The sequence below is a fragment of the Marinibactrum halimedae genome, assembly GCF_021234875.1.
Lineage (GTDB): Bacteria > Pseudomonadota > Gammaproteobacteria > Pseudomonadales > Cellvibrionaceae > Marinibactrum > Marinibactrum halimedae.
Genome location: NZ_JAJQVM010000001.1, coordinates 199,444 through 226,099, shown reverse-complemented (window position 1 = coordinate 226,099; position 26,656 = coordinate 199,444). Strand labels below are relative to the sequence as shown.

The following is a 26,656-nucleotide window of genomic DNA, read 5'->3' as shown; positions in this document are numbered from 1 at the left end:
GTTAAGAAAAGGCAAGAGTTCAAACGTGAGAACATAGGCAATACAGGTCGCGTCTGGATAGAATGCCGGCAGTATATCTCACACTAAAATAAATTTAAGTGCCAAAATAGGGATAATTAAGACAAAAAGCAGAAGCTAAAAAAGAGAAGACTAAAATAAAGGCTGCTGCTCAACAATCGCTTTCACCGGCCCATAGGAAAGCCGATGTATTGGAGTCACACCCAACCGCTCAATGGCCGCCAAATGCGCTTTTGTGGGATAGCCCTTATGGCTGGCAAAACCATAACCTGGGTAAATTTGGTCGAACTCGATCATTTCTCGGTCACGAGTCACTTTCGCCAAAATGGAGGCCGCTGCAATGGCAGGCACACGGGCATCCCCTTTGACCACCGCTTCACTGGCGTAGTGCCATTTGGGTAAGCGATTGCCGTCTACCCAGACATGCTCGGGTTGAATACTGAGCCCCTCAACCGCCCTCGCCATGGCCAATAAGCTTGCCTGTAAAATATTGATCTGGTCAATTTCCTCAATACTGGCTCTGGCAATACAAAAGCACATCGCTTCTTGTTGAATCTGATCAAACAGATAATTACGCTTTTTTTCAGTCAGCTTTTTAGAGTCCGCAAGCCCTTCAATAGGCCGTTTTGGGTCTAAGATGACAGCTGCAGTCACCACATCCCCAGCTAAAGGACCTCTGCCAACCTCATCAACACCGGCCCCCAACAGACCTTGGTACGAACTTACGAATACATCCACGACTCAACCTCAAAGCAACGGTGTACTTACACCGATACGTTTATCACCACGAAAACTTAGGGTAACACAATTAAAAGAATACGAATTAAGACAACGACTTAGACTGGATAACATCAATCACGGCTTCTGCCGCTTTTTCACTGGCACCCTGCTTTAAATGTATATGCATGTCATAAAAGCGCTGGGTGATGGTCTCAACAGACTCTGGATGCTGAAAGTACTTTAAAACCTCATCGGCCAAACGCTTGGGAGTCACCTCTTTCTGAAGGACTTCAGGCACCAAACCTTCACCGGCTAACAAGTTAGGCAGTGAAATAAATTGCGTTTTTACCATTCTGGAAAGAATCACCGCCGATAGCCAAGCCATTCGGTAAGCTACCACCATGGGTTTTTTCAAGAGCATCGCTTCAAGCGTTGTTGTACCAGAGGCCATCAACACTGCGTCTGCGGCCGCCATAACGGTTTTACTCTGCCCATCCACCAATGTGATCGGTAATGTTCCCCGATAGTCTTCTATTAACGCTTCCAACTGAGCATAACGGGCTCCATTGGCAGCAGGAATCATAAACTGTAAGTGAGGATTCACTTGAAAACACAGTTTGGCCGCTTCGATAAAATCAGGTGCCAGTAATTTTACTTCTCCCGATCGGCTTCCGGGAAGCAACGCCACCACTTGTGCTTGGAGGTCAATTCCCAGAACCTGCCTCGCTGAAACGACGTCTGGCTCCATTGCGATTTGATCCGCCAGTGGATGCCCCACAAAAGTCACGGGAACATCATGCTGTTTGTAAAATGCCGCTTCAAACGGAAGCAGCGTTAACATGCGATCTACCGCTTTAGCAATTTTGTGGACCCTGCCCTGACGCCAGGCCCACACAGAGGGGCTCACATAATGAACGGTCGCAATGCCCGCTTCTCGCAACTTAAGCTCAAGATCTAAATTAAAATCAGGCGAATCAATTCCAATAAATACACTGGGAGGATTTTGAATCGCATCTTGTCGAAGACTTCGGCGAATACTCAACAATTCAGGTAATCGCTTTAGCGGCTCAACAATACCCATGACCGCTAAACGCTCTTGAGGAAATAAACTCTTAAAGCCCTGCTCAATCATCAGTGGGCCACCAATCCCTCTAAATTGAGCATTCGGAAAACGGGCCAATAGGCTCTCCATAAGCCCAGCACCAAGAATATCTCCCGATGCTTCACCAGCAACCATGACAATCTCTAGGGCAGTGTCTGGGGAAAATTCTATTTCATTGGCCTGTGATTTATGGGTATCTGAGTTATTCACCATAATCAGCGCACAATACCCCGAGAAGAACTTTCCACCGAGCCGATTAAGGGGGCCAAGACACTATTAGGATCATCCAGTTGCTTAAGTTGATCTATCGCTTCCACTTTAGTCAAACCTCGGCGATAAATCAGTTTGAACCCCTTGTTAATCAAGGTGATATCACTTTTCTCAAAGCCTCGACGACGCAGCCCTTCCGCATTAATACTTTTTGCTGCCGCAGGATTTCCATTCACCATGACATAAGCAGGGATATCTTTTCCTACGGCTGTACCCATGCCTGTAAACGCATGACGACCAATTTTACAGAATTGATGAACTAGGGTGAAACCGCTTAAGATTGCCCAATCATCAATATGGACATGCCCGGCAAGAGCAGTGTTATTAACTAAAATACAATGATTGCCAATCACACTATCATGACCAACATGGGCGTAAGCCATAATCAAGTTATGATCACCAATGGTCGTTTCTTCGCGATCTTGGATAGTGCCTCGATGAATGGTTACCCCTTCTCGAATCACATTGTTATTCCCAATCACCAAACGAGTAGGCTCACCTTTGTACTTGAGGTCTGGCGTATCTTCTCCAATGGAAGAAAACTGGTATATGTGATTATTCGCACCAATCTTGGTTGGCCCCTTAAGAATCACATGGGGCTCGATGACCGTATTCGGCCCGATCTCCACGTCTGGCCCTATCATAGACCAAGGGCCGACTTTGACCGACTCCGCTAACTTAGCAGAGGGGTCAACGATAGCGCGAGGATCAATTAAACTCACTATTACTTCCTAAGATTCATTTTCTATTTTTAATCATATTGCTTTTCATGTGCGTTAAACAGCACGATCAGCACACAGAATGGTACAAGCACAGGCCAAATCACCCTCTACACTTGCCTCGCATTCAAATTTCCAAATACCACGACGGTTGGATATCACTTTTGATCGCAAATCCAAACGATCACCAGGCACTACTTGTCGGCGAAAACGCACATTATCGGCACCGGCAAATAAATAAATAGAACCGTCTGCTGGCGTTTTGTCCATTGTCTTAAAGCCAAGTATCCCAGATACCTGTGCCAACGCCTCAACAATCATAACCCCTGGAAAAATAGGGGCCTGAGGAAAATGGCCAGAAAATACATCTTCATTAACCGACACATTCTTATAAGCCTGTATAGACTCTCCCAACACGAGATCTACAACCCGATCTACCAATAAAAACGGATAGCGATGAGGTAAATAACGCTTAATCTCATTAACATCCATCATAGACAAAACCTTATTAATCAAAAAATGAGGCGCTTTCACGAATCATGAAAGTAAGGCAAGAACTTAATCAGCATCAGTCATTTTATGCTGAGTTTCTAGAAGGGAAAGTCGCTTACTTATTTTATCCAGTTGATTGAAACGTACCGCATTTTTACGCCACGACTTTGTATCATTAAATGGCGTGCCGGAAGAATAAGAACCCGGTGACAGGATAGATTTAGTAATCATAGACATCGCTGTGATATGAACACCATCCACTATCGTTATATGCCCTGCAATTCCAACCCCACCCGCGATGGTGCAATTCGCCCCTACTTTGGTACTGCCCGACACACCCGAGCAAGCTGCCATTGCTGTGTTTTCACCCAGTTCAGCGCTGTGACCTATTTGTACCATATTATCCAAAATCACACCGTCTCCTAAAACCGTATCATCTAGGGCACCTCGGTCTACAGTGGTGTTTGCGCCAATTTCTACGCGATTTCCTATCCTCACACCGCCAAGTTGATGAATTTTCACCCAACCATTACCACTGGGAGCAAACCCAAACCCATCACCACCAATGACCGCACCGGAATGAATAATGCAGTTTTCTCCTATCTTCACATCGTGATAAACCGATACATTCGCCGCAAGACAAGTATTCACCCCAACAATAGAACGGCGCCCCACGACACTGCCTGCGCCCACAACTGCGCCCTCACCAATAACCGCACCTGCCTCAACAACAGCATTAGCCATGACACAAGCCGTGCTGGCGATCTCCGCCCCATCACTGACGACCGCACTCGGGTGGCAATGCTCTTGGCCTCCATAGGGCTCGGCAAAAAGAGCCGTTAAAGCAGCGTACGCTAGATAAGGGTCACCACAAATTAATCTGTTGCCTTCGAAGGCATCAGCGACTTTTGGGCTCAAAATGACAGCACCAGCGTTTGTATTAGATAAGTACTTCTGATATTTCGGATTCGCTAGAAAAGAAATGTCTGACGGGGAAGCCGATTGAAGAGTTGCAATTCCAGTGATCGATAATTGAGGATCACCAATAAGTTCAGCGCCTATACGCTCTGAAAGTTCTTTTAATACAAACAAAGCCACACCACCTTAACGCCGATTTGGAAGAAATAGACCTATTTAATAATACATCGTCCTATGCCAGTCTTAGGGCTAACGATACAACAACTAAAATATAAACTTTGAAACCGATAAGTATAAAATCTGGGCTTAAAAACAAGAAAGTGAGCCAGTTTCAAGAAACCGCTCACTTCGAGGCTGCCAGTGTATTACATTATCTCATCGTAATATCAACGACATAAACTCACGATAAGTATTTATACCGCTGATGATAAATTACATTTTGTTGAGCTTTGCAGTGACCTTACCAGTAATATCTGCACTCGGTTCGGCGTAGTAAGACTGCTTGGCACTCAATACAATAGAAATGCCTTCTGCTTTAATAACTTCATCCAATGCTTTCTTTGCTTTACCTTGATATTCTTGCAATAAGCCACGAACAGCAGCATTTTGCTCTGCTTGTAACTTTTTAACTGCCAACTCCAAATCCGCTCTTTTGTACTCAACCGTTTTACGATGCTCTGCCAAAGTATTGGCATCCCATGTCATTCCCTTGCTTTCCTGCTTCTTTTGAAGAGCAGCCATATCTGCTCTCAAGCTGTCATAGGTCGCTTGTAAAGAAGCGTACTCTGCATCTTTCTTCAAAGCTTCACTGGCTTTTTTCGCTGCATCGGTATTTAAAATGGCTGCTTCCAAATCAAAGACAACCACTTTGGTTTCCGCAGAGGCCACACTACAAACAACGATGGCAACTATAGCCACTACGAAAGCACTTAACTTTTTCACACTTAACTCCTATTGGTCGATCCTATTGAGCCACAACACAACATTCACTGTAAGCAAATAATGGCTTTCAAAAAATGAATAAAATCTGAACACCCTTATTGTCAATAACGTAGAAGGGGTGGTGCGCTTTGCAATGACAAAAGCGACGGTATTGGATCACAAAGGAAACAAAAGCTCCAGCTATGTCACGCACCTTGCACACAAAAAATCCCAGAATGAACACCCAATATCCCTTCTAATTGCCAAGTTGTTTGTTTAACAACCGGATCGTTCAAAGGGAAAGGGGGTTACTCTAATACCCCTTAAAAAGTATTTCCCAAAGAGAACTGGAAGAATTCTGTTTCGTCATCTTCTTGCTGTTGAATGGGTTTCGCAATACTAAACGTTAAAGGACCAAAACCAGTAATCCAAGTTAACCCTAGACCATAAGAAGCGCTTAAACGTCCTGGCTCAACATCGTAACAATTCAACTGAGAGGATCGGCAATTAGTATCGAAGACATTGCCCGCATCAATAAAAAAGGCCGACTGCATAGAGCGCTGATCTTTAATAAAAGGCAAAGGAAATAGTACCTCTGCACCAAACTCCATCAAGACATTGCCACCGAAAGGATTGTCATTTCTTGTACGCTGAGACGCACTGAGTTGGCCTGTTGCAGGATCAATAATATAAGAGGCTAAATTATCAAACTCGTCCGCGTTTCCATCTGCGTTAGTATCAGAGGCAGAGATCGGACTTCTATACAAGTTATAAGAGAAAGCGGGGCTTGCACGTGGCCCTAGAGTATTCCGTTCAAAGCCACGTACGGAGCCAAAACCACCCGCATAAAAATGCTCAAAAAAGGGCAGCTCACTGGTGTTGCCGTAACTTTCAGCAAAACCCAATTGTGTTCTTAAACGAAGCGTTAAATTCTTTGTTAATGGCTTAAAATATTGCGCGTTATAGGTCAGTTTGTAGTATTCCAAATCACTGCCTGGCACACTCAATTCAAACGATACCTGCTGTGATGCACCACGGGTTGCCAAGCGGCCTCGGTTCAGTGTGGACTGCCTCCACCCGAGATTAAAGGTGAACATGTTAAATTCATTACCGTTACGATCAATAAAGCCTTCTGGACTATCGAGTAATAAAACATCATCCATTTCAGTAATCGTACTTACTATCCCGGAGTAATCATAAGGGTCAATATTCCCTGAGGCATTGGGCTCGTAGGTACTTTGATCATCATCGGGGTCATAATTACGGAAAGCCTCCAGCTCAGCATCACTCAAAAGGCCATCACCATCCAAGTCCCTAGCGCCGGCAATCAACGCCTCAATACGATCAATCGTGTCTTGATCAACATAACGCAAAGGTACATCTTCAATTAAGCGAGGGCTTGAGCGTATTTCTTGTACTGCCGCAAACCCTGTATCAATACTGATATTGCTGAATCCAAAGCCTAAACTGATACGCGATATTTCAGAGGTGGGATAACCAAAAGTAACGTTTGCACCATAGGTATCAGTATTAAAGTTTGAGACATTAAATTGACCAAAATCCCTCTCTCGGTAATAAAGACTGAAACCACGACTCACACCATCCGGCGTAAAATAAGGGTCGTTGTAATTAAAACTATAACTCGTCACGAATCGGTTTGTGTTGAGAGAAAATCCTACTGATTTACCAGTACCAAACCAGTTATCCTGCTGTACATTTGCCCCAAACGTGGCCCCTGTCTGCTGAGCATATCCCACGCTAGCACCAATACTGCCTGACGGTTGTTCTTCAACTGTGTATTCAACATCAACTAAATCATTACTGCCTGGTACTTCTTTGGTATCGACATTAACTTCTTTGAAGTACCCCAAGCGCTCTAAACGAATTTTAGATTGTTCAATCGCAGCAGTGGATGCCGACCCACCTTCCATCTGCCGCATCTCACGACGCAAGACTTCATCAGAAGTTTTGGTATTACCCCGAAAATCAATACGCCTTACATACGCACGCTTACCTGGGTCAACGAAGAAGGTAATTTTTACGGTATTGTCGTCATCATTACGCTCTGGAATACCTCGAACGTCGGCAAAGGTATAGCCTTCGTTCCCCAAGCGTTTGGTAATGTATTCAGAAGTCGTGGTCATTAATACTTGTGAAAAATTCTGCTCTTCTTTCACTAAAATCAATCGACGAATTTGACTTTCATCGACGACTAAATCACCGGCGAGGTCTACTTCGCTTACGGTATAAACATCGCCTTCCGTGATATTCAGTGTGATGTAAACTGTTTCTTTATCTGGACTTAAAGAGACTTGGGTTGAATCAATAGAAAAGCGCAAATAACCGCGGTCGAGATAGTACGACTCCAATCGCTCGATATCACCGGAAAGCTTTTCTTTGGAGTATTTGTTCTTACTGCTAAACCAAGAGAACCAGCCACCTGTTCCTAATTCAAACAACTCCAAAAGCTGCTCATCGTCAAACACCTCATTTCCAACAATGTTAACGTGTTTGATTTTAGCCACTGTTCCTTCATCAATGGTGATATTCAAGCCAACTTGGTTTCGGGGAAGCGACTCGACCTTCGCCTCAACACTGGCGGAATAACGCCCTTGCGCCACGTATTGGCGTTGAAGTTCTTGAGTAAGTCCTTCAAGGGTCGCGCGTTTAAAAATTTGGCCTTCTGCCAAGCCATTTTCGGTCAGACCAGACAAAAGGTCCTCCGTTTTAATGGCTTTGTTACCTTCAATGTTAATGGTGCTGATGGCGGGCCTTTCTTTTACCGTCACCACCAGTACAGAGCCATCACGACCAATAGAGATATCTTCAAAAAAGCCCGTTCTAAACAGTGCACGGCTCAACTGTTGGATTTCAACATCACTGATTTGAGCCCCCACCTGTATTGGCAACGAAGCAAAGACGGTACCAGCAGAAACCCGCTGAAGCCCCTGAAGACGAATGTCATTCACACGAAAGGTTTCCGCAAGGGATACCAACGGAAACAATAATAAGAAGGAAAAAATAAGCGAGAAGCGATTCATACAAGCAAAGGCATCAGTAAATTAATTAAACATTAAGCGCATTTTTATATCTGCCGACCAAAATAATCATGACTCAAGGCTTTTGGTCTACAAGCTGGTGTGACCCAGTTTTTAAATATGAGCGCCTATTTGATAGAAGATGAGCAAACCAGTTCCCTAAGATCATTAAATCATTCAGGTTACAAGCGCATTATGTCGTTATAGAACGCCAAAATCATGATACTGGCTACTAAAAACAAACCCAGTTGGTAACCGATCATTTGTATGCGCTCAGGCACTGGACCTCCTTTTATGGCTTCGATGGTGTAATACAACAAATGTCCACCATCGAGAACAGGTATGGGCAACAAGTTAAAAACGCCTAGGCTCACACTCAACAGCGCAAGAAACTCAACGTAATAAATCCAGCCCGCCTCAGCCGAATCGCCGGCCACTTTAGCAATGGTGATTGGGCCACTCAAGTTTTTCGTGGAGATCTCACCCACAATCAATTTTTTTATCGACATCAACACAAACATGGCGGTGTCCCATGTCCGCTCACCTGCACGAGCCATCGCCTCAAAGATACTGTAACGATATTCACGCAGCATGTGTTCTGGCCAAGTCGTCACCACCGGATAAATACCGATTCTTCCCAGCACTTCACCACTTTCCAGCTCTTCCGCAGCAGGGACGATCTCCATATCGGCGGCAGCACCATCACGCTCATAGCTAAACATGATCGTTTGACCAGGACGCTCACTCACGTAAGACACCAAATGGTTCCAATCTTCTAATACAATACCATCAACATGGGTAATCACATCACCAGCGACCAAACCCGCCAACTTGGCACTGCTATTGTCTGTGAACTTTTGAATTTTAGGCTCTACCTTGGGCCGGTATAACTCCACTCCCAAGCCTTCTAGGGGGTTAGGTTCATCTACACCTTTGAGCCAATCATCCAGAGACGCTGAAGAAGTATAAGTGAGATCCGAATCAGGGTATTTTGTGGTAAACGTAATCTGCCCGGACTCTCCTAAGCGTGTAAGGAGCTGCTGGTTCAATCGCTGCCATGTTGGGGTCTTAACACCATCCACGGAAAGAATTTCCTGCCCAGACTCCAACCCCGCCTGTTCCGCAACAGAATCGGGGAAAACACGATCAATAACCGGAATAACATCGGTACCAGCAGGTAAGAACACCGCCCAGTAAAAAACTATCGCCAATATGAAGTTTGCAACTGGACCAGCAGCAACGATGGCAATACGCTGCCAAACTGACTTTCGAGTAAAGGCATATTCTAGCTGATCGTCAGGAACCGGGCCCTCACGCTCATCCAGCATTTTGACATACCCGCCCAGAGGAATCGCTGCCAAAGAAAACTGAGTGCCATGCCGGTCATACCAGCTCAATAGCGGCTTGCCAAAACCAACCGAAAAACGAATGACTTTTACACCGCAACGCCTGGCAATATAAAAGTGTCCAAACTCGTGAAACGTGACCAAAATGCCTAGTGCGACTAAAAACCACAATATTGTAAATACGATCATCTGTATAACCAATCCGATGAATACTGTTCAGGCCCAATACCGACCACGTTAATGATGTCATTTCATCATTATTATTTAATAAAAACCGATAAGTGGAAAAGCCTATCTATTGAGTTATTGACTGGCTAAAAACACTTCCGCCACATGGCGTGCTCTCTGATCGATGTCTTTGACCTCGTCGATACTTTGCGGTTCGACGTCTTCAATCTTACTCAAGGTGTGCTCTATGACACTCGAAATACTCAAAAATGGCAACCGGTTTTGTAGAAATGCGTCCACAGCTACCTCATTGGCAGCGTTCAACACAGTCGCGGCACTCGGTAAACGATCGGCACATTCTTGCGCCAGCCTCAAACAAGGGAATTTATCCAAGTCTGGCGCTTCAAAGTCGAGCTTTGCCACTTGAAATATATCCAGTGACGACACTCCCGACTCAACTCTTTCAGGCCAGGACAACGCATGGGCAATCGGCGTTCTCATATCTGGATTACCCAATTGGGCAAGCACCGAGCCATCCACATATTCAACCATTGAGTGAATCACACTTTGTGGATGAACCACTACCTCTATATCAGCAGGAGACGCAGAGAACATCCAACAAGCCTCTATAAACTCCAACCCCTTATTCATCATCGTGGCAGAATCTACAGATATCTTTGGGCCCATAGACCAATTTGGATGATTACAGGCTTGCTCTGGAGTAACAGACTGTAATTGTTCAAGAGAGGATTGACGAAATGGCCCCCCTGAACCGGTTAAAAGAAGTTTACGGATACCTTGTGTCCTGAGGTTAGATGTATATTTAGCTGAGGCTGAGATAGATTCTGTATATGAGTTCTGGGGCAAGCATTGAAAAATAGCGTTATGCTCACTATCGATAGGCAATAAAACGGCACCGCTATCTTGTACCGCCTCCATAAACAATGCGCCAGCCATAACCAGCGATTCTTTGTTTGCTAATAGCACTTTTTTGCCAGAATAGACTGCCGCGAGTGTAGGTTCCAACCCCGCTGCACCAACAATGGCCGCCATGACAGTATCTACCTGATCTTCAGTAGCGACCTGACATAAACCTTGAACTCCCCACAGTACTTCCGTATTAACATCAGCTTTTGCAAGGATTTGCTGGAGAAATACCGCAGATTTTTCATCAGCGACTACGGCAAACGTGGGATGATACTGCTGACACTGGCGAGCCAACGCTTCTACTTTGGTATTCGCCGTTAATGCGTAAACGTGAAAACGTTCTGGGTGTCTAGAGATAACATCGAGCGTACTCAAACCAATAGAACCCGTTGAACCCAAAACAGTAACAAACTGTTTCTTCACACCTTCCTTCCCCATACACTCTTACCCATGCACTCTGCTGGCATTTTTGTATACCACTTACACCAAACCCGTGCTAAGCAAAGCCAGTGTGAAAACCGGCGCAGAAGCGGTAATGCCATCAACACGATCTAATACGCCACCATGCCCCGGGAGTAATTGACCGCTGTCTTTAATGCCCCTATGGCGTTTAACCATACTTTCAAGCAGGTCACCCAGAATAGAAACCAAGGCAGTTGGAATCACCACCGCAAACAGTGCCAATTGCTGATCGGGAAACCACATTTGTCCGATTAATAATGCTAAAAGCATACTGGCAGTGAAGCCTCCCCAAACCCCTTCCCAAGACTTTCCTGGGCTTACGGCAGAGGCTAGCTTTCTGCGACCAAATGCCTTTCCAGTGAAGTAAGCGCCTATGTCTGCGCAAGCAACAATGGCAATCAATAACAAAATCATCCAAGCGCCCTGCTCGAGTGAGCGCACAAAAATCAATCCTAACCACGCAGGAAGTAGAACAAAAAAACCCATCGCTAAACGAGAAGCTCTAGCGCCCCAAAAGACCGCGCTACTGGGGTAACCTTGCACCCAAAGCAACGCAATACACCACCACACACAACCGGTTAACACCACATCACGAATGGACTCTTCGGATAAATACGTTAGTGTATCTAAGCCAACATACCAACCAATGCACAGCCCCGCGACCGATAATAAAACAGTGAAAGCCAGCTTCTCTAAAGCACGCTGAAAGCCCGCCAGGTTAGCCCACTCCCACGCAGCCATCAGAACAACGATTGAAATAAAGACAAAGAAACCTACCGCAGGTAAGAGAAACAACGCAGACAAGAAAACAAGAGCCATAACAATGGCACTAAGAACACGAGCTTTAAGCACCAGCTACACCCACTGTACTTTCATCCTCTTCGGGAAGGCGACCACCAAAACGACGCTGTCGACGATAAAATGCCTCCACCGCTTCAGATAACGACGCTTCATTAAAATCAGGCCAAAAAACATTAGTGAAAAACAGCTCAGCATAAGCCGCCTGCCAAAGTAAGAAATTACTGATTCTGTAATCACCACCCGTTCGAATTAACAAATCCAACGGGGGCAAATCAGACAAACTGACCGCATCACCAAAAACTTCTTCATTTATATCATCAGGGGACAACTCACCAGCTGCAACCTGCTCAGCCAAGCGCCGGGAAGCCTGGGCAATATCCCACTTACCACCATAATCGGCAGCAATGACCAATGTTCGAGTACCTTCAGAAGCAATAGACTCAGCCTCTGACATCGCTTTCTGAATACGTGGACTAAATCGCGCACGATTACCGATAATGCGTAAGGCAACACCTTCTGCTTGGAGCTTTTTAGCTTCACGTTTCAGATAACTTAAAAAGAGCCCCATTAACGCATCCACTTCTTTCATGGGACGACGCCAATTCTCACTACTGAAAGCAAATAACGTGAGAACATCGATATCATGCGACTTGCACGCCTTCAGAACGTCTCTTATTCGCTCAACCCCCGCTTTGTGACCAGCAGCACCGAGCATACCGCGCTGCTTAGCCCAGCGGTTGTTGCCATCCATAATAATGGCAACATGCTTTAATTTTTGCGATTCCACAAACACTCCGCAAATTCATGCAACGGCATTAAATTTCCATTAAATCCGCTTCTTTTTTCGTCAGTGCTTTATCCACTTCCGCTATATACTTGTCGGTAATCTTTTGAATCTCATCTCCCGCTCTACGCTCATCATCTTCGCTGATTTCTTTTTCCTTCAGCAACGCCTTTACGTCTGAAATGGCATCACGGCGCACATTACGAATAGAAACCCGCGCCTGCTCCGCTTCTCCTCTCGCGGTTTTGATGAATCCCTTACGAGTTTCCTCAGTCAGCATAGGCATAGGAATACGAATCAACTCACCCGTTGTTGAAGGGTTAAGTCCTAGATCTGACTTCATAATGGCTTTCTCAATCTCAGGTACCAAAGATTTGTCCCATGCACTAATGGACAGGGTACGAGCATCTAACACAGACACGTTGGCCGCCTGCGATAACGGTGTTTCAGAACCATAGTAGCTTACGGTAATTCCATCTAACAAACTGGGGTGGGCCCGACCTGTACGAATTTTATTAAAATTATTCCCTAAAGCATCAATGGCTTTCGACATACGCTCTTCAGCGTCTTGTTTGATATCTTCTATCATCGGTCTATCACCCTTAAACGTTGTTATCTTCTTCGTTGATGTTTTCTTCGATCAACGTTCCTTCAGTACCACCGGTAATGATGTTCAACAAGGCACCTGCTTTGTCCATTTGAAATACGCGTACAGGGAGATCATGTTCACGACACAAACAGATAGCGGTTAAATCCATCACTCCGAGCTTTTTATCTAACACCTCATCAAAACTTAGACGGTCATACTTTGTCGCGGTTGGATCTTTCATTGGATCGGCACTGTAAACGCCATCCACTTTTGTGGCTTTTAATACCAAATCCGATTCAACTTCAATACCTCGCAGGCACGCTGCCGAATCTGTTGTAAAAAATGGATTCCCTGTACCAGCAGAAAAAATGACCACTTCCCCTGACTCAAGGAAACGAATGGCGCGACGGCGGTCATAATGCTCAACAATCCCGCTCATCGGTATTGCGGACATAACTCTGCAAGAAATGTTAGAGCGCTCCAAAGCATCGCGCATGGCTAACGCATTCATCACGGTCGCAAGCATTCCCATATGATCACCGGTAACACGATCAAGGCCGGCAGCATTCAATGCAGCACCACGAAAAAGATTACCTCCACCGATGACAAGGCCAATCTGAACACCAATACCCACCAACTGACCAATTTCCAACGCCATCTTATCGAGCACTTTAGGGTCAATGCCAAAGCCTTCTTCCCCCATCAACTGCTCGCCACTGAGCTTCAGCAAAATCCGCTTGTATTTTTTATCTCGAGTTGTAGGCATGAAATGGAAACTCCCTCAAAAGATTGAACGCAGTGTATCAAGAAGCAAAGCGCAATTCATTTTGTTAACGAGCCTAGACAAAAGCCCGCTTATTTCTAAAAAGCACTTTGTCATTAAACCTTTCCCACAATAGTGGTTACAAAAAAGGGGTGACAGCGTAGCCCTCACCCCTTTTAATCAACCCATCAGCAACACAATTTTACTGTCACCTAGAGCCTACAAAAACTTATTGTTGAGAAGCGCTCACTTGAGCTGCAACTTCTGCAGCAAAATCCACTTCTTCCTTCTCAATACCTTCGCCCACTTCAAAGCGGGTAAAGCCAACCACATCACCGCCGGCATCTTTTGCTAATTTTCCTACGGTCAACTCTGGATTTTTAACAAATGGCTGCTCTACCAAGCTATTCTCTTTCAAGAACTTCTTGATACGACCACCCATCATTTTCTCAACGATTTCCGCAGGCTTGCCTTCCATATCCGGCTGGGCCTTGATGATATCTTTCTCTTTTTCAAGCATATCAGCAGGCATATCTTCTGGCTTATTAACACGAGGATTCACTGCTGCAACATGCATAGCAATGTCTTTTGCCACATCTTGACTGCCAGCAGATAACTCTACAACTGCAGCAATACGGTTGTTAGAGTGAACGTAAGCACCTACCACACCAGAAGATGCCTCAACTAATGCAACACGACGAACAGAAATGTTCTCACCAATTTTCTGTACTAACTTTTCACGTAAATCTTCTAACTCACCCGCCATCAAAGCTTTTACATCAGTTTCTTTAGAAGAAAACGTTTTCTCCAAAACGGTCTGAACGAAACCAAGGAAACCTTCATCACGCGCAACAAAATCGGTTTCACTATTAATTTCCAGCAATACACCGTAACTACCATCTTCGGCCACTTTAGCTGCAACAACACCATCTGCAGCAGTACGACCGGCTTTTTTCGCTGCCTTCAAGCCACTGGCTTTACGAAGGTTTTCGATGGCAACATCAATATCACCACCCGCCTCAGATAAGGCTTTTTTACACTCAAGCATACCAAGACCGGTGCGCTCACGGAGATCTTTAACCAGGGAAGCAGAAATTGCTGCCATCGTCCTATCCTCTTAATCTTCGAATTTTTATTTCAAAAAAGGGGGCATGGCCCCCTTCTTTAATTGCATCAAATTAACCGTGCTACCATCACATTAACACTCACAACAAAACACCCATGTGTTGCAGAGTTATATCTCAAGGTGATGCCACTTTTATGACGCCAATTTGTTCACCCAAAGGTGAGAAACACTTTATTACTCGGCGGCTGCCGCTGCGTCGTCTTGTTCAACGTACTCATCTTTATTTGGCACTTGAGCACTGGCCAAACCTTCCAAGCATGCATCAGCGATAGCGGTAGTGTAGAGTTTAATCGCTCGAATCGCGTCATCGTTTCCAGGAATAACATAGTCAATCCCTGCAGGATTGCTGTTGGAGTCAACGATTCCGATAACAGGAATACCCAGCTTGTTCGCTTCTTGAACCGCAATACGCTCATGCTCTACGTCGATAACGAAAAGCGCATCTGGCAAGCCGCCCATATCTTTGATACCACCGATAGAGCGATCCAATTTTTCCATCATACGGGTACGCATCAAAGCTTCTTTCTTGGTTAACTTCTCGAAGGTACCGTCTTGGCTTTGGGCTTCTAATTCACGATAGCGGCGAATAGAGGCTCGAATAGTTTTGTAGTTGGTCAACATACCACCCAACCAACGATGGCTAACAAAAGGCTGACCAGAACGAATAGCTTGCTCTTTAACAGATTTTTGAGCGGCACGCTTAGTACCAACAAAAAGAACCTTCTTCTTTTGAGCAGTCATTTTGGTGATGATGTTCAACGCTTCGTTGAACGCTGGAACAGTGTGCTCCAAGTTGATGATATGAATCTTGTTACGTGCACCAAAAATGTATTGATTCATTTTTGGGTTCCAGTAGCGAGTTTGGTGACCGAAGTGGACACCCGCTTGAAGCATATCGCGCATGCTAACTTGTGGCATATCGAATTTCCTAAATTACTATGGGTTGAGCCTCCATACACCCCAAATACCAACCACTCTTATTTATTAAGACAGGCACCCAGGTATCTGTGTCGGTGTATGTGTGACAATTTAGTAGATGTCTCTAACTCTCTTGATTAATCTTTATGATCAGTAATTCAACTTATAGATGAATCTAACCAACAGAAAATATAACCAATAGAAAGACGGCGCGCTTTATACCACAAACCTTGCCTCATCACCAGTAAAGCTTGAATCTATTGTTGCTAATATGGCCTTTAAAAATTGCTTATTGACGAAGTCATATTCGCCAGTCACCTGTCGGAGGTAATTGGGATAGTTTACAATGCCGAAAATATGGCTCTATCAAGCAAAGCAAGACGTATGTTCATGGCATGGTCGTCACATCGACGACCCCTAGTGGCAGTACGCCCAACTCGCCTGCAATAAAAAAGATCACTGACTATGACAAAAATTACCTTAAAAACCCCTGAAGATATCGAAAAAATGCGCATTGCCGGTCGTATGGCGGCAGAGGTGTTGGAGATGATTGGCGATTACGTCAAACCCGGCGTAACTACCGCAGAGCTCGACCGAATTTGCCATGAGCACATCGTGAATGAACAAAAGGCTATTCCTGCCTGCTTAGGGTACAAAGGCTTTCCCAAGTCGATCTGCACCTCTGTTAACCATGTTGTCTGCCATGGAATTCCATCTGAGAAGAAAATCCTGAAAGAGGGCGACATTGTAAACATCGACGTTACAGTGATTTTTGACGGCTATCACGGTGATACCAGTAAAATGTACTTTGTCGGTAAGGTGGCACCCCATGCTCACCGCTTAGTTAACATTACTCAAGAGTGCCTCTACAAAGGGATTGAACTGGTTAAGCCAGGTGCTCGACTAGGCGATATTGGCCACGTAATCCAACAACATGCTGAGAAAAATTACTACACCATCGTTCGAGAATATTGTGGCCACGGTATTGGTACGGTCTTCCATGAAGAACCTCAAGTCCTTCATTACGGCCGCCCCGGAACCGGGCTGGAGCTTAAGGAAGGCATGACCTTCACTATCGAACCTATGGTCAATGCCGGCAAAGCCTCAACAAAGCTCAAAAAAGACGGCTGGACCGTAGAGACCAAAGATGGGCGCTTATCCGCACAATGGGAGCACACCCTTGCGGTCACCGCCGACGGTGTAGAAGTATTGACTGCCCGTAATGAGGAATCATTTTAGTGGTAACCCCTTACTTTGAACGACCCTTACTCTTTTTTGACCAAGAGAGATTCCGCAAGAATCTTGCTCAAGGCAACCCACTGCCTGTCTTTAAAGATGCCATTGCCGCTGCCAATACCCACTTTGATATCCGATTCCGAGAAAATGACGATATTCGCGCGCTGGTCTGTGATCGAGCCACCTTTATAGATTGCCTACTGCACTACGCCTGGCATCAATTTACTTGGGATACCGATGCAGCCTTGCTTGCGGTGGGAGGATACGGGCGAGGGGAACTCCACCCCTATTCCGATATCGATATTCTGGTGTTGTTTGAGCGAGACAACATTCAGGACTACAGCGACAACGTCGAATCATTCTTGATGCTACTGTGGGATATCGGATTAGATATTGGTCATAGTGTTCGAACTCTGCATGAGTGTGCTGAACTCGCCGCCGGTGACATCACCATCGCCACCAATATGATGGAGTGCCGAACTGTCGTTGGAGCCCCGCACCTAAGTGGCCTTTTACGACAAGAAACAGGGCCAGGAAAGATTTGGCCTGCGGCTGACTTTTTTGAAGCAAAACTCGAAGAACAACAATCCCGCCACCGTAAAAACAACAATACCGAATACAACCTAGAACCCAACGTAAAAAGTGCCCCAGGCGGCCTAAGAGATATTCAAACCATCAGCTGGGTTGCCAAACGCTATTTCGGCGTGAGGACTCTGAGCCAACTGGAAGGTAAAGGTTTTTTCACAGAACGAGAATACGCCATCCTAAAAAGCGGCGAAGAGTTTTTATGGAAAGTAAGATACGGGCTACACATGCTGGCTGGTCGTGCAGAAGATCGACTTCTATTTGATCACCAAAGGGAACTGGCCAAGTTTTTTGGCTACAGCGATTCAGAAAAGCGCCTTGCTGTTGAACAATTTATGCAGTGGTACTACCGCGTTGTACTGTCACTACGTGAATTAAATGATGTACTACTGCAATTTTTAAGCGAAGCCATTTTACAAAAAGGGAAAGCACACTCAGTGGTTCCCATCAACGAACGCTTTCAATTGCGCAACGATTTTATCGAAGTCACACAGATAAAAGTCTTCGAAGAAACCCCTTCGGCTCTATTAGAAATTTTTGTTCTTATGGGGAATACTCCCTCCATAAAAGGGGTACGCGCTTCAACCATACGCCTGATAAGAGAAAGCCGTCACCTCATTGATGATGACTTTCGCAACGACCCTCAAAATCACGCTCAATTTTTATCGCTTTTTTCAGTTAAATTTGGCTTAGTAACCCAATTAAAGCGTATGAAACGTTATGGCGTATTAGGACGATACTTACCCGAATTTGGTCGTATTACCGGCCAAATGCAACACGACCTCTTTCATATTTACACGGTGGATGCGCATACGTTGTTGGTGATTGCCAATATGCGCAAATTTAAATATCCGGAAGCTGAAGAAAAGTTTCCTGTGGCATTCCACATCATGAAGCGACTACCCAAGCCTGAGCTTCTTTATATCGCAGGGTTATACCATGACATCGGCAAAGGGCGCGGCGGTGATCATTCTGAGCTTGGCGCGGAAGACGCTCGACACTTTGCCTCACAGCACGGCCTATCTCGCCGAGACACAAACCTAATTGTCTGGCTGGTGGACAACCACTTGCTGATGTCTTATGTCTCCCAAAAACAAGACCTTTCCGACCCTGACGTGATACGCAATTTCGCTATCACTATTGGCGACCAAAATCGTCTGGATTATTTGTATGCTCTCACCGTTGCGGATATGAACGGCACCAACCCAGATATCTGGAACAGTTGGCGCGCCAGTTTATTACGTCAGCTTTATCTGGAAACCAAAAGAGCATTACGACGCGGCCTGGAAAACCCCATCGACCGCCAAGACCTCATCGACGAAACCCAGCAATCTGCCATCGCAAAGTTAGCTGATAAAGGCTTCAGTGAAGAGCGAGTTCGTCGTATATGGGGAGATGTCGGTGAGGATTACTTTTTGCGAGAAAGCCACCTTGATATCGCCTGGCAAACTGAAGCCGTCGCCGGCATTCCGCCCGATGAACTGGTAATCGCCATCAGTGACACCAGCTCTCAGGCACTTGAGGGGGCAACACAGATTTTCATTCGCACTCGTGACCGCGACAATGTCTTCGCAGCAGTGGCAACGACCTTAGACCAACTCAACCTCAATATTCAGGATGCTCGCATTTACAGTTCTGAATCAGGCTTTACCGTTGACACCTTTTACGTGCTGGATGAAAACGACCAAGCCTTTGGTACCGATGACGCTCGTGTTCTCACAGTCAAAGAGGCGCTACAGACGGAATTGAGCTTGCTGGATGAATACTCTGAGGTAATTCGTCGACGAACACCACGCGCACTGAAAAGCTTTCGTATTCCAACACGCACCATGTTGACCAATGATTTAGTGAGCGGACACACTGTACTGGAAGTCATTTCACCAGACCGCCCAGGATTACTCGCTACCATTGGTAGAATATTTTTAGAATTCGATGTGCACCTTGCCAATGCTCGCATCTCCACACTTGGGGAACGCGTCGAAGACGTCTTCTTTATTGGCAACAGCGATGGCACACCATTAAGCGACCCCGAGCTGTGCGAACAACTGCAATCGGCTATTCGCAGGAGCCTTGACGAACAAATTAAAGCAAAAGATACACAGACCTTGGTGTAACTAACCTGAAGTTACAAACCCTGAAGTTACAAACTCTGAAGTTACAAACCTTGGTTTAGCAGATGTTGTACGCCCCTGATAGCGTCAAATTACCATTGAAAAAACCCTTCAGGCATACGAATTACCCGCCTGAACGAGGACAAAGACAAATGAATCCGAGACTAGAACACCTACAACCCTACCCCTTTGAAAAGCTAGTTGCTCTTAAGCAAGATGCTACCCCACCTGCGGAGTTAGATCACATTGCCCTCTCGATTGGTGAGCCAAAGCATGTGCCGCCACAATTTGTCTTGGATGCCATGGCGACCAATCTTGGCAAACTCGCCAATTACCCCACCACAAAAGGTTTACCAGAGTTACGCACCGCCATGGCAGAGTGGGCTACTCGTCGATTTAAGCTGGAATCCAATCCACTTGATCCAGAACAGCATATTCTAGGCGTGAACGGCACCCGCGAAGCGCTATTTGCGTTCGCACAAGCCGTCATCAATACAGAGCACAGCCATCAGAAGCCAATAGTTATTTCTCCAAACCCGTTCTATCAAATCTACGAAGGCGCTTGCCTACTTGCCGGCGCTGAACTGCACCTTCTAGACTGCGTTGCCGAAAATCGCTACTTACCCGACTTCGATTCCATTCCCCTAGAAGCATTGGAACGCTGCCAACTGATGTTCATCTGTAATCCCGGCAATCCAACCGGGGCCGTCATTCCCAAAGAGCAACTGAGAAAACTGATCACCTTGGCAGATGAGCACGATTTTATTATCGCCAGCGATGAGTGTTATTCCGAACTGTATTTCGATGAGCAAGCACCCCCTCCGGGCCTTTTAGAGGTCTGTCATGAAATGGGCAGAACCGACTACCAGCGGTGCGTAGTATTTCACAGCCTATCCAAGCGCTCTAATTTACCAGGATTGCGCTCTGGATTTGTTGCAGGCGATGCCTCCATCATGAAGCAGTTTTTGCTATATCGAACTTATCACGGCTGTTCCATGCCCCTTTCTACTCAATTGGCCAGTATCAGCGCGTGGCAGGACGAGCATCACGTTCGCGCAAATCGAGACGCTTATCGACAAAAATTTGATGCGGTATTGGATATCCTTCATGGGCACCTAGAGGTAACTCGGCCAGATGCCAGTTTTTACTTGTGGCCACAGCTTGATATCAACGATGAAGTTTTCGCCAAAGCGTTATTTTCCCAACAAAATATCACCGTACTACCAGGCAGTTATTTGGGAAGAGAAAACACCCTAACTCAGCAAAACCCCGGCACCAATCATATTCGTATGGCCTTAGTGGCCACTGTACCGGAATGTATTGAAGCGGCTGAACGAATCAAAGCCTGCCTTCGATCTGGAAATTTTTAACATCAAGTACGGGCAAGCGCTGCGTACTAACTTTAAGGCGAGAATGAAAACACTCTCGCTTTTCTTTTTTACACACCCACAACAATATGACGAATCAAACACACTCAATCACGCCAGATCAGTCCGAAAGAAATTTACTGAAAGCCGAACGTGTGACGCTTATTTTAGAGACACTAGCGACACTGTATCCAAACCCTCCCATCCCACTAGACCACCGAGATACCTACACTCTACTCATTGCCGTACTACTTTCTGCTCAGTGTACTGATGAACGAGTAAATCAGGTAACACCCGCACTCTGGCAGCTTGCGGACAATCCATATTCAATGTCCCAGCAAAGCGTCGAAGATATTCAAGCCATTATTCGTCCTTGTGGATTATCGCCCCAAAAATCCAAGGCCATTCTCAAGTTGTCTCAAATTTTAGTTGAGCGCTATGATGGAGAGGTTCCCGATACTTTAGACGCCCTTGAGGAACTTCCCGGTGTTGGCCATAAAACCGCAAGTGTAGTCATGTCGCAAGGTTATGGTGTTCCCGCTTTTCCTGTGGACACCCACATTCATAGGCTGGCTCAACGTTGGGGGCTGACTAACGGAAAAAACGTCGCTCAAACTGAAAAGGATTTAAAACGTTTATTTCCAAAAGAAAGGTGGAATGACCTACACCTTCAAATCATTTATTACGGACGTGAACACTGCTCAGCACGAGGCTGTGATGGACGAGTATGTTTTATTTGTCGTACATGTTACCCGAAACGTAAACATCCCAAAAAAACCATTAAGCCTTAATTAACACTAAGGTGATACGTTTAGCCAAAAGTAAAACAATAAACCATTTACTCTACTGACTTTCTCTTACTTTTTTGCCCTTCCGCACATTGATGGGATAATTTGGGGTACGAAAATTCAAGGAGCACACCTTTTTTGTGTTCTGCTAGTTGCTCTCGCTCCTGTAATTCGCTTTTATATAAAGCTCCTTCCCAAAAACCCACTGAGCGCCAAGTCAACGCCCCAAAACCCAATGATACAAACCCCGCTGTGGGTACATTAAAAATCAATGCATTTTCACAAACCCGATTAACCCAATCCGTAATGGCAGGGTTATGCCCAATCAACACGACTGATTTCAAAGTATCCGGCAAAGCACTCACCATTTTGTCTAATCCATTCGCGTCAAAGACATACAAATCTTCCCCATACTCCAATGGAGCACCTAAGCTTTTCACGACACTTTCTGCCAATTGAGACGCTCGAACTGCAGGACTGGAAAGTATTTTGTCTACACTATTAGGTTGTTGATCTACATGTTTTTGTAATCGCTTACACATAACAGGTATGTCCTTTATACCTCGAGCACTGAGAGGACGATACCGATCCTCCAACTCAGAAGACTTCCAACTGGATTTGGCATGGCGCATGAGGATGAGTGTCTTCATATAAATCACTGACAATAAAAAATGACAATTTAAAAATATAGGCGCCAAACGCCTGAAAAATGACGCTAGGTTCACCAAATAATATTCAAAATAACGACTTTATGGCGCAAATAGTAAGTAAAAAATATAAAATTCCTCATTTTCTTTTGTGTCTCCCAGAAAAGATTTTGTTATGCTAGCCAACTTTTTAGGATGCACTTACCAGTAGTTTCGAACAGGGAAATTTGAACGGAAAATCATCAAAGCACATGCAGCAGCATGTGAGAATATGAGCAACCATCCGCACCGTAGGCCCCGGAGTAAAACGTGATAACTTTGTTTGGTATTAAAAACTGCGACACTGTAAAAAAAGCGAGATCCTGGCTAGAAGAGCATGATATTGAATATACCTACCATGACATCCGCCTTGATGGCTTAAAACTACCACAAGTCCAAGAATGGATTAACGAACTGGGTTGGGAGCAAATTGTGAATAAGCGAAGCACAACCTGGAAACAACTGAATGATACTCAGCGTAATAATATCAACAACACTTCTGCACCTTCGATTATTATTGCCAACCCCACCTTAGTCCGGAGGCCCGTACTCGATACAGGCACTACCCGCCACACAGGATTTAAAGCAGATTATTACGCCGAGATTTTCGGCAAGTAGTTTAATCAACCTTCTTTTTAGAATACGCGCTATTCGTATAAGATGATTACACAACCTTAGAAAGGGTAGCGCGGAGCATTTTTCACCCTTATTCTAAAATAGCTTTTTTAAATACTAAAAACAAAAGTCATCGCTTTTCTCAATTTTTACTGCTCTTCTACGTTGGATGACGACAGTAAATTTATTAAGCTACCTCTCGGAGAATCATGCTCTAGAGTAAACAGATAAGGGGCACCAACCGCTTTTTGCAGCTCAGGCTGTGCAAAAGAAAATTTTACTCGCACGAGACTTTTTCGCGCCTCTTGAAACCCAAGTACTCAGAGCCCACCTTTCTATCTCATCTGAAAATACTCTAATAGGAATAACCATGAGCGACTTCTACAGTATTGGCCTCGGTGTAGGCACTCAAAATGCACAATCACAATGGCTTGAAGTATTCTATCCTCACCCAGTTTTAACACCCGCCGAAAGCACTGTGAACGCCATCCTTTCAGCACTTGGCTCTGTAGAGGCAACCGACAATACCTGCCTGAGCGTCTCCAACGAAGCAATGAGTACTATCGCCAACCAGCTTACAGAAGCGGGGGAGAATGACCTAGCTGACGCTGCAAAGCGCTTAAGCCATAGCCAAAAGCCACTGGTCGTTACACTGCTTGCCACCGACGCAGCACCCAGCTCTGTTCCAGAGGTGTACTTAAAACTTCACCTTCTTTCCCACCGCTTAGTCAAACCTCATACCACTGATCTATCGGGCATGTTCGGGGTATTACCCAATGTTGCCTGGACAAACCAAGGGGCGGTAGACCTAAATGAACTGCCCAGTGCACAATTAGAAGCCCGCCTGAAGGGCGAACTACTGGATGTAGACTGCGTTGATAAGTTTCCCAAAATGACCAACTATGTCGTTCCTGCCGGCGTAAGAATCGCCCATACCGCCCGTGTGCGCCTTGGCGCTTACCTCGGTGAGGGCACAACGATCATGCATGAAGGGTTTGTTAACTTTAACGCAGGCACAGAAGGCCCAGGCATGATTGAAGGACGTATTTCCGCCGGCGTCATGATCGGCTCAGGATCGGATTTGGGCGGAGGCTGTTCCACCATGGGCACCTTATCTGGCGGCGGTAACATTGTGATCGCAGTTGGCAAAGAATGCTTGATCGGAGCCAATGCCGGAATTGGCATCCCACTGGGAGATCGCTGTACTGTTGAAGCCGGCTTGTACATTACCGCAGGCACTGTTGTCACATTACTGGACGATCAAAACCAACCAGCAGGATCTGCAAAAGCGCGTGAATTGGCAGGCAAAAACGATTTGCTCTTCCGTCGCAATTCCGTCACCGGCGCCGTTGAATGTAAAACCAATCGTTCTGCCATTGCGTTAAATGAAGAACTACATGCTCACAATTAATTTTACTCATTATTAATTGTGGCTTGAGTAGAGGCCTTACTTACCTGAGGCCTCTTTAATTTACATTAAAAATACTGATAATTAAAAATACTGATAAATAATATTCGCCGACATAGTCTCACCCTCCTGATCCCGTAAATTTACAACACCTTGATAACGCAGTAATTGACGAGAATTTTTATTGTATTCAAGATAAATCGGATCAACAAACCAACTCAAAAACGTATTCGCAGCACCCACTTTCAAACACAAGACACCTCCTGAACAATCGCTCACAACCTCACCTTTTAACTTAATAGCCTTACCGTGTAATGGAGAAGCCATCACCATCGTTAGAGGGGATGTATTTTTATTAGAAACATTAGACGCAGAAATGGCAATCCACTCAGACCACATTTTCTTCACCCACGCATTAAAACCTGCATCAATAACATCCACAGTTTTACTAATAGAGGTAGCTTCAGCGGTACGCTTATCAACAGCGTTTCGATCAATCAGCAATGATCGAAAGACCGTCTGAAATTCAGAAGGGTTTTTTAGTAAAGAATTAAAATGCACTTTGCTATACAGCAATTGCCATGATGCGTTTTGACGGCGGGCGCCCCTCAACTCGCCAAATCGATAATCCACTTGCAAAAACTCTGGATTAATCGTAAAAAAATCACCAATCAATACTTTTTCAGCAATGGGATCATCACCCTGAACATATAAAATACGAATTGCCGCCTCACCATTACTTAATACCTCCTGTGTAAAAAATTCACAATACTCAGGGCGTAAAGCACTATCATAATCAAAGTGTGACAGAGAACTGGATGATGAAGGACTAGATGAAGAAGCGCTGGATAATAAAGCATTTGGCCGATAAACTACTGCCATAATAATGGGGTTTAATTGCTTTTTGTTTGCATAAACTTGGCACTGTGCCAATAACGCTACTTCATTTCTGGAATACAGGGAACGATCTGGTTCTTCAGTACTCAAAACAGGGCTACTGCACAAAAGCCCCCAACACATCATCACGGTGTAAACACAAATACTTTTCAACATACGCACAACAATCTCTATGTGAAAAAAGAGTTAATGTTGGCTCACCAATGCATTATCTGATTTCTCAGAAAAAGAAAGATTGGGGTAACCCCTCCTAAGCCGATAAGCAACATACAGTAATAATGGCATTGTCACTCCCCATGTCACCGCTAAAATTAAAAGAGTAACAGGGTCAAAAGCAACACTAACATCATCACTCAAACGCCCCCCAGCGTAATAACTACTGGTGCCCGAAATCGCCCCCAGTAGCCCAGATAACCAAAGGCGCTTCAATAGCCAACCAAAGGCATGATTAAGTGTAAAAGCAAACGCGCACCAAATTACCATCAACCAAACCGACGGTAACCAATGGCCATCTTTCCAAATTAACACTCCAGCAATACCGAGCAATGAGTCAACAATCAAGCCAATGGCCAATACAGCCATCATTAAACTTAATTCGTAGGAAGAGATTTCAATAAACTTAATGATAGGCTGACGTAATTTAAGTCGGGGCACCGGAGGCAGTGATACTTCATAACGAGTGGAAAGGTACCGGAAATGAAATGCTGAAAAAAGACAAAATATTACCATAGCGGCTTGATAACCCGACAACACGCCAGCAAACCAAACACTTTGAAATAATACACCATTGCCCAGCAACCAGACCCAGGTTTTCATAAAAAACAATCTTCAGCCGCAGACATAAAATAACGTTCGCTTTAACAGCGAACCTTTATTTTTAA

The 26,656-nt window shown here is 45.1% G+C and carries 24 protein-coding genes; 6 read left to right on the top strand and 18 right to left on the bottom strand.

What is annotated here, in order from left to right:
* Positions 1–150 precede the first annotated feature (150 nt).
* The 15 genes from rnhB to rpsB all read right to left on the bottom strand — a co-directional run bounded on the left by rnhB (position 151) and on the right by rpsB (position 16,082).
* A complete protein-coding gene (gene rnhB / locus LU351_RS01020) occupies positions 151–726 on the bottom strand; it encodes a ribonuclease HII (RefSeq protein ID WP_232592190.1) in 576 nt (191 codons plus the stop codon).
* A gap of 115 nt (positions 727–841) precedes the next feature.
* Positions 842–1,975, bottom strand: coding sequence for a lipid-A-disaccharide synthase (gene lpxB / locus LU351_RS01015; protein WP_232592189.1), 1,134 nt, complete (start codon positions 1,973–1,975; stop codon positions 842–844).
* A gap of 80 nt (positions 1,976–2,055) precedes the next feature.
* Positions 2,056–2,835 carry an acyl-ACP--UDP-N-acetylglucosamine O-acyltransferase gene (gene lpxA, locus LU351_RS01010; RefSeq protein WP_431310059.1) on the bottom strand — a complete coding sequence of 260 codons (780 nt, stop codon included), beginning with the start codon at positions 2,833–2,835 and terminating at the stop codon, positions 2,056–2,058.
* 51 nt (positions 2,836–2,886) lie between these two features.
* Entirely contained in the window at positions 2,887–3,324 is a 438-nt protein-coding gene (gene fabZ, locus LU351_RS01005) for a 3-hydroxyacyl-ACP dehydratase FabZ (RefSeq protein ID WP_232592131.1), read from the bottom strand.
* A gap of 63 nt (positions 3,325–3,387) precedes the next feature.
* The gene (gene lpxD / locus LU351_RS01000) at positions 3,388–4,419 is read right to left on the bottom strand and encodes a UDP-3-O-(3-hydroxymyristoyl)glucosamine N-acyltransferase (RefSeq protein WP_332840134.1); all 1,032 of its coding nucleotides are present in this window, start codon (positions 4,417–4,419) and stop codon (positions 3,388–3,390) included.
* Positions 4,420–4,671: 252 nt separating this feature from the next.
* Positions 4,672–5,181 (bottom strand): OmpH/Skp family outer membrane protein, encoded by a 510-nt coding sequence (locus tag LU351_RS00995; protein WP_232592129.1) that lies wholly within the window; start codon positions 5,179–5,181, stop codon positions 4,672–4,674.
* Positions 5,182–5,483: 302 nt separating this feature from the next.
* Positions 5,484–8,201 carry an outer membrane protein assembly factor BamA gene (gene bamA, locus LU351_RS00990; protein WP_232592128.1) on the bottom strand — a complete coding sequence of 906 codons (2,718 nt, stop codon included), beginning with the start codon at positions 8,199–8,201 and terminating at the stop codon, positions 5,484–5,486.
* 179 nt (positions 8,202–8,380) lie between these two features.
* Positions 8,381–9,733, bottom strand: coding sequence for an RIP metalloprotease RseP (gene rseP / locus LU351_RS00985; RefSeq protein WP_232592127.1), 1,353 nt, complete (start codon positions 9,731–9,733; stop codon positions 8,381–8,383).
* Positions 9,734–9,847: 114 nt separating this feature from the next.
* On the bottom strand, positions 9,848–11,077 hold the full coding sequence (ispC, locus tag LU351_RS00980) for a 1-deoxy-D-xylulose-5-phosphate reductoisomerase (RefSeq protein ID WP_232592126.1): 1,230 nt from the start codon (positions 11,075–11,077) through the stop codon (positions 9,848–9,850).
* Positions 11,078–11,119: 42 nt separating this feature from the next.
* Positions 11,120–11,953, bottom strand: coding sequence for a phosphatidate cytidylyltransferase (locus LU351_RS00975; protein ID WP_284285549.1), 834 nt, complete (start codon positions 11,951–11,953; stop codon positions 11,120–11,122).
* A complete protein-coding gene (uppS, locus tag LU351_RS00970) occupies positions 11,946–12,689 on the bottom strand; it encodes a polyprenyl diphosphate synthase (RefSeq protein WP_284285548.1) in 744 nt (247 codons plus the stop codon). The genes LU351_RS00975 and uppS overlap by 8 nt, the downstream gene beginning before the upstream one ends.
* A gap of 28 nt (positions 12,690–12,717) precedes the next feature.
* A complete protein-coding gene (frr, locus tag LU351_RS00965) occupies positions 12,718–13,275 on the bottom strand; it encodes a ribosome recycling factor (protein ID WP_232592124.1) in 558 nt (185 codons plus the stop codon).
* Positions 13,276–13,288: 13 nt separating this feature from the next.
* Positions 13,289–14,041 (bottom strand): UMP kinase, encoded by a 753-nt coding sequence (gene pyrH / locus LU351_RS00960; RefSeq protein ID WP_232592123.1) that lies wholly within the window; start codon positions 14,039–14,041, stop codon positions 13,289–13,291.
* Between the two features lie 226 nt (positions 14,042–14,267).
* Complete coding sequence (gene tsf, locus LU351_RS00955) at positions 14,268–15,143, bottom strand: translation elongation factor Ts (RefSeq protein ID WP_232592122.1); 876 nt, start codon at positions 15,141–15,143, stop codon at positions 14,268–14,270.
* Positions 15,144–15,338: 195 nt separating this feature from the next.
* On the bottom strand, positions 15,339–16,082 hold the full coding sequence (gene rpsB, locus LU351_RS00950; protein ID WP_232592121.1) for a 30S ribosomal protein S2: 744 nt from the start codon (positions 16,080–16,082) through the stop codon (positions 15,339–15,341).
* A gap of 465 nt (positions 16,083–16,547) precedes the next feature.
* On the opposite strand from rpsB, the gene map reads away from it, so the two are divergent.
* The 4 genes from map to nth all read left to right on the top strand — a co-directional run bounded on the left by map (position 16,548) and on the right by nth (position 22,172).
* Positions 16,548–17,321, top strand: a complete 774-nt coding sequence (gene map, locus LU351_RS00945; protein WP_232592120.1) for a type I methionyl aminopeptidase — start codon at positions 16,548–16,550, stop codon at positions 17,319–17,321.
* Positions 17,321–20,017, top strand: coding sequence for a [protein-PII] uridylyltransferase (locus LU351_RS00940; protein WP_232592119.1), 2,697 nt, complete (start codon positions 17,321–17,323; stop codon positions 20,015–20,017). Before map ends, LU351_RS00940 begins: the two co-directional genes overlap by 1 nt.
* A 149-nt stretch (positions 20,018–20,166) precedes the next feature.
* Positions 20,167–21,384: a succinyldiaminopimelate transaminase gene (gene dapC / locus LU351_RS00935; protein ID WP_232592118.1), complete on the top strand. Its 1,218-nt coding sequence runs from the start codon at positions 20,167–20,169 to the stop codon at positions 21,382–21,384.
* Between the two features lie 86 nt (positions 21,385–21,470).
* Positions 21,471–22,172: an endonuclease III gene (nth, locus tag LU351_RS00930; RefSeq protein WP_232592117.1), complete on the top strand. Its 702-nt coding sequence runs from the start codon at positions 21,471–21,473 to the stop codon at positions 22,170–22,172.
* Between the two features lie 47 nt (positions 22,173–22,219).
* On the opposite strand, the gene LU351_RS00925 is transcribed toward nth, so the two are convergent.
* On the bottom strand, positions 22,220–22,819 hold the full coding sequence (locus tag LU351_RS00925) for a SixA phosphatase family protein (protein ID WP_232592116.1): 600 nt from the start codon (positions 22,817–22,819) through the stop codon (positions 22,220–22,222).
* A 306-nt stretch (positions 22,820–23,125) separates the two neighbouring features.
* Here LU351_RS00925 and LU351_RS00920 point away from each other — a divergent pair, with 306 nt between their 5' ends.
* Positions 23,126–23,473, top strand: a complete 348-nt coding sequence (locus LU351_RS00920; RefSeq protein ID WP_232592115.1) for an ArsC family reductase — start codon at positions 23,126–23,128, stop codon at positions 23,471–23,473.
* Between the two features lie 367 nt (positions 23,474–23,840).
* A complete protein-coding gene (gene dapD, locus LU351_RS00915; protein ID WP_232592114.1) occupies positions 23,841–24,881 on the top strand; it encodes a 2,3,4,5-tetrahydropyridine-2,6-dicarboxylate N-succinyltransferase in 1,041 nt (346 codons plus the stop codon).
* A gap of 81 nt (positions 24,882–24,962) precedes the next feature.
* Here the strand turns inward: dapD and LU351_RS00910 are convergent, their stop codons facing one another.
* Together LU351_RS00910 and LU351_RS00905 are read right to left on the bottom strand one after the other, a co-directional pair.
* Positions 24,963–25,937 carry a hypothetical protein gene (locus LU351_RS00910; protein WP_232592113.1) on the bottom strand — a complete coding sequence of 325 codons (975 nt, stop codon included), beginning with the start codon at positions 25,935–25,937 and terminating at the stop codon, positions 24,963–24,965.
* Between the two features lie 24 nt (positions 25,938–25,961).
* On the bottom strand, positions 25,962–26,591 hold the full coding sequence (locus tag LU351_RS00905; protein WP_232592112.1) for a DUF2878 domain-containing protein: 630 nt from the start codon (positions 26,589–26,591) through the stop codon (positions 25,962–25,964).
* Positions 26,592–26,656: the final 65 nt, after the last annotated feature.

What these genes read in the sequence shown, in the direction of transcription:
- ispC (WP_232592126.1), bottom strand. Translation starts at nt 11,077, where the DNA reads ATGGGGAAGGAAGGTGTGAAGAAACAGTTTGTTACTGTTTTGGGTTCA.
- dapD (WP_232592114.1), top strand. Translation starts at nt 23,841, where the DNA reads ATGAGCGACTTCTACAGTATTGGCCTCGGTGTAGGCACTCAAAATGCA.
- tsf (WP_232592122.1), bottom strand. Translation starts at nt 15,143, where the DNA reads ATGGCAGCAATTTCTGCTTCCCTGGTTAAAGATCTCCGTGAGCGCACC.
- frr (WP_232592124.1), bottom strand. Translation starts at nt 13,275, where the DNA reads ATGATAGAAGATATCAAACAAGACGCTGAAGAGCGTATGTCGAAAGCC.
- dapC (WP_232592118.1), top strand. Translation starts at nt 20,167, where the DNA reads ATGAATCCGAGACTAGAACACCTACAACCCTACCCCTTTGAAAAGCTA.
- bamA (WP_232592128.1), bottom strand. Translation starts at nt 8,201, where the DNA reads ATGAATCGCTTCTCGCTTATTTTTTCCTTCTTATTATTGTTTCCGTTG.
- rpsB (WP_232592121.1), bottom strand. Translation starts at nt 16,082, where the DNA reads ATGCCACAAGTTAGCATGCGCGATATGCTTCAAGCGGGTGTCCACTTC.
- nth (WP_232592117.1), top strand. Translation starts at nt 21,471, where the DNA reads ATGACGAATCAAACACACTCAATCACGCCAGATCAGTCCGAAAGAAAT.
- rseP (WP_232592127.1), bottom strand. Translation starts at nt 9,733, where the DNA reads ATGATCGTATTTACAATATTGTGGTTTTTAGTCGCACTAGGCATTTTG.
- map (WP_232592120.1), top strand. Translation starts at nt 16,548, where the DNA reads ATGACAAAAATTACCTTAAAAACCCCTGAAGATATCGAAAAAATGCGC.
- fabZ (WP_232592131.1), bottom strand. Translation starts at nt 3,324, where the DNA reads ATGATGGATGTTAATGAGATTAAGCGTTATTTACCTCATCGCTATCCG.
- LU351_RS00905 (WP_232592112.1), bottom strand. Translation starts at nt 26,591, where the DNA reads ATGAAAACCTGGGTCTGGTTGCTGGGCAATGGTGTATTATTTCAAAGT.
- LU351_RS00925 (WP_232592116.1), bottom strand. Translation starts at nt 22,819, where the DNA reads ATGAAGACACTCATCCTCATGCGCCATGCCAAATCCAGTTGGAAGTCT.
- lpxB (WP_232592189.1), bottom strand. Translation starts at nt 1,975, where the DNA reads ATGGTTGCTGGTGAAGCATCGGGAGATATTCTTGGTGCTGGGCTTATG.
- pyrH (WP_232592123.1), bottom strand. Translation starts at nt 14,041, where the DNA reads ATGCCTACAACTCGAGATAAAAAATACAAGCGGATTTTGCTGAAGCTC.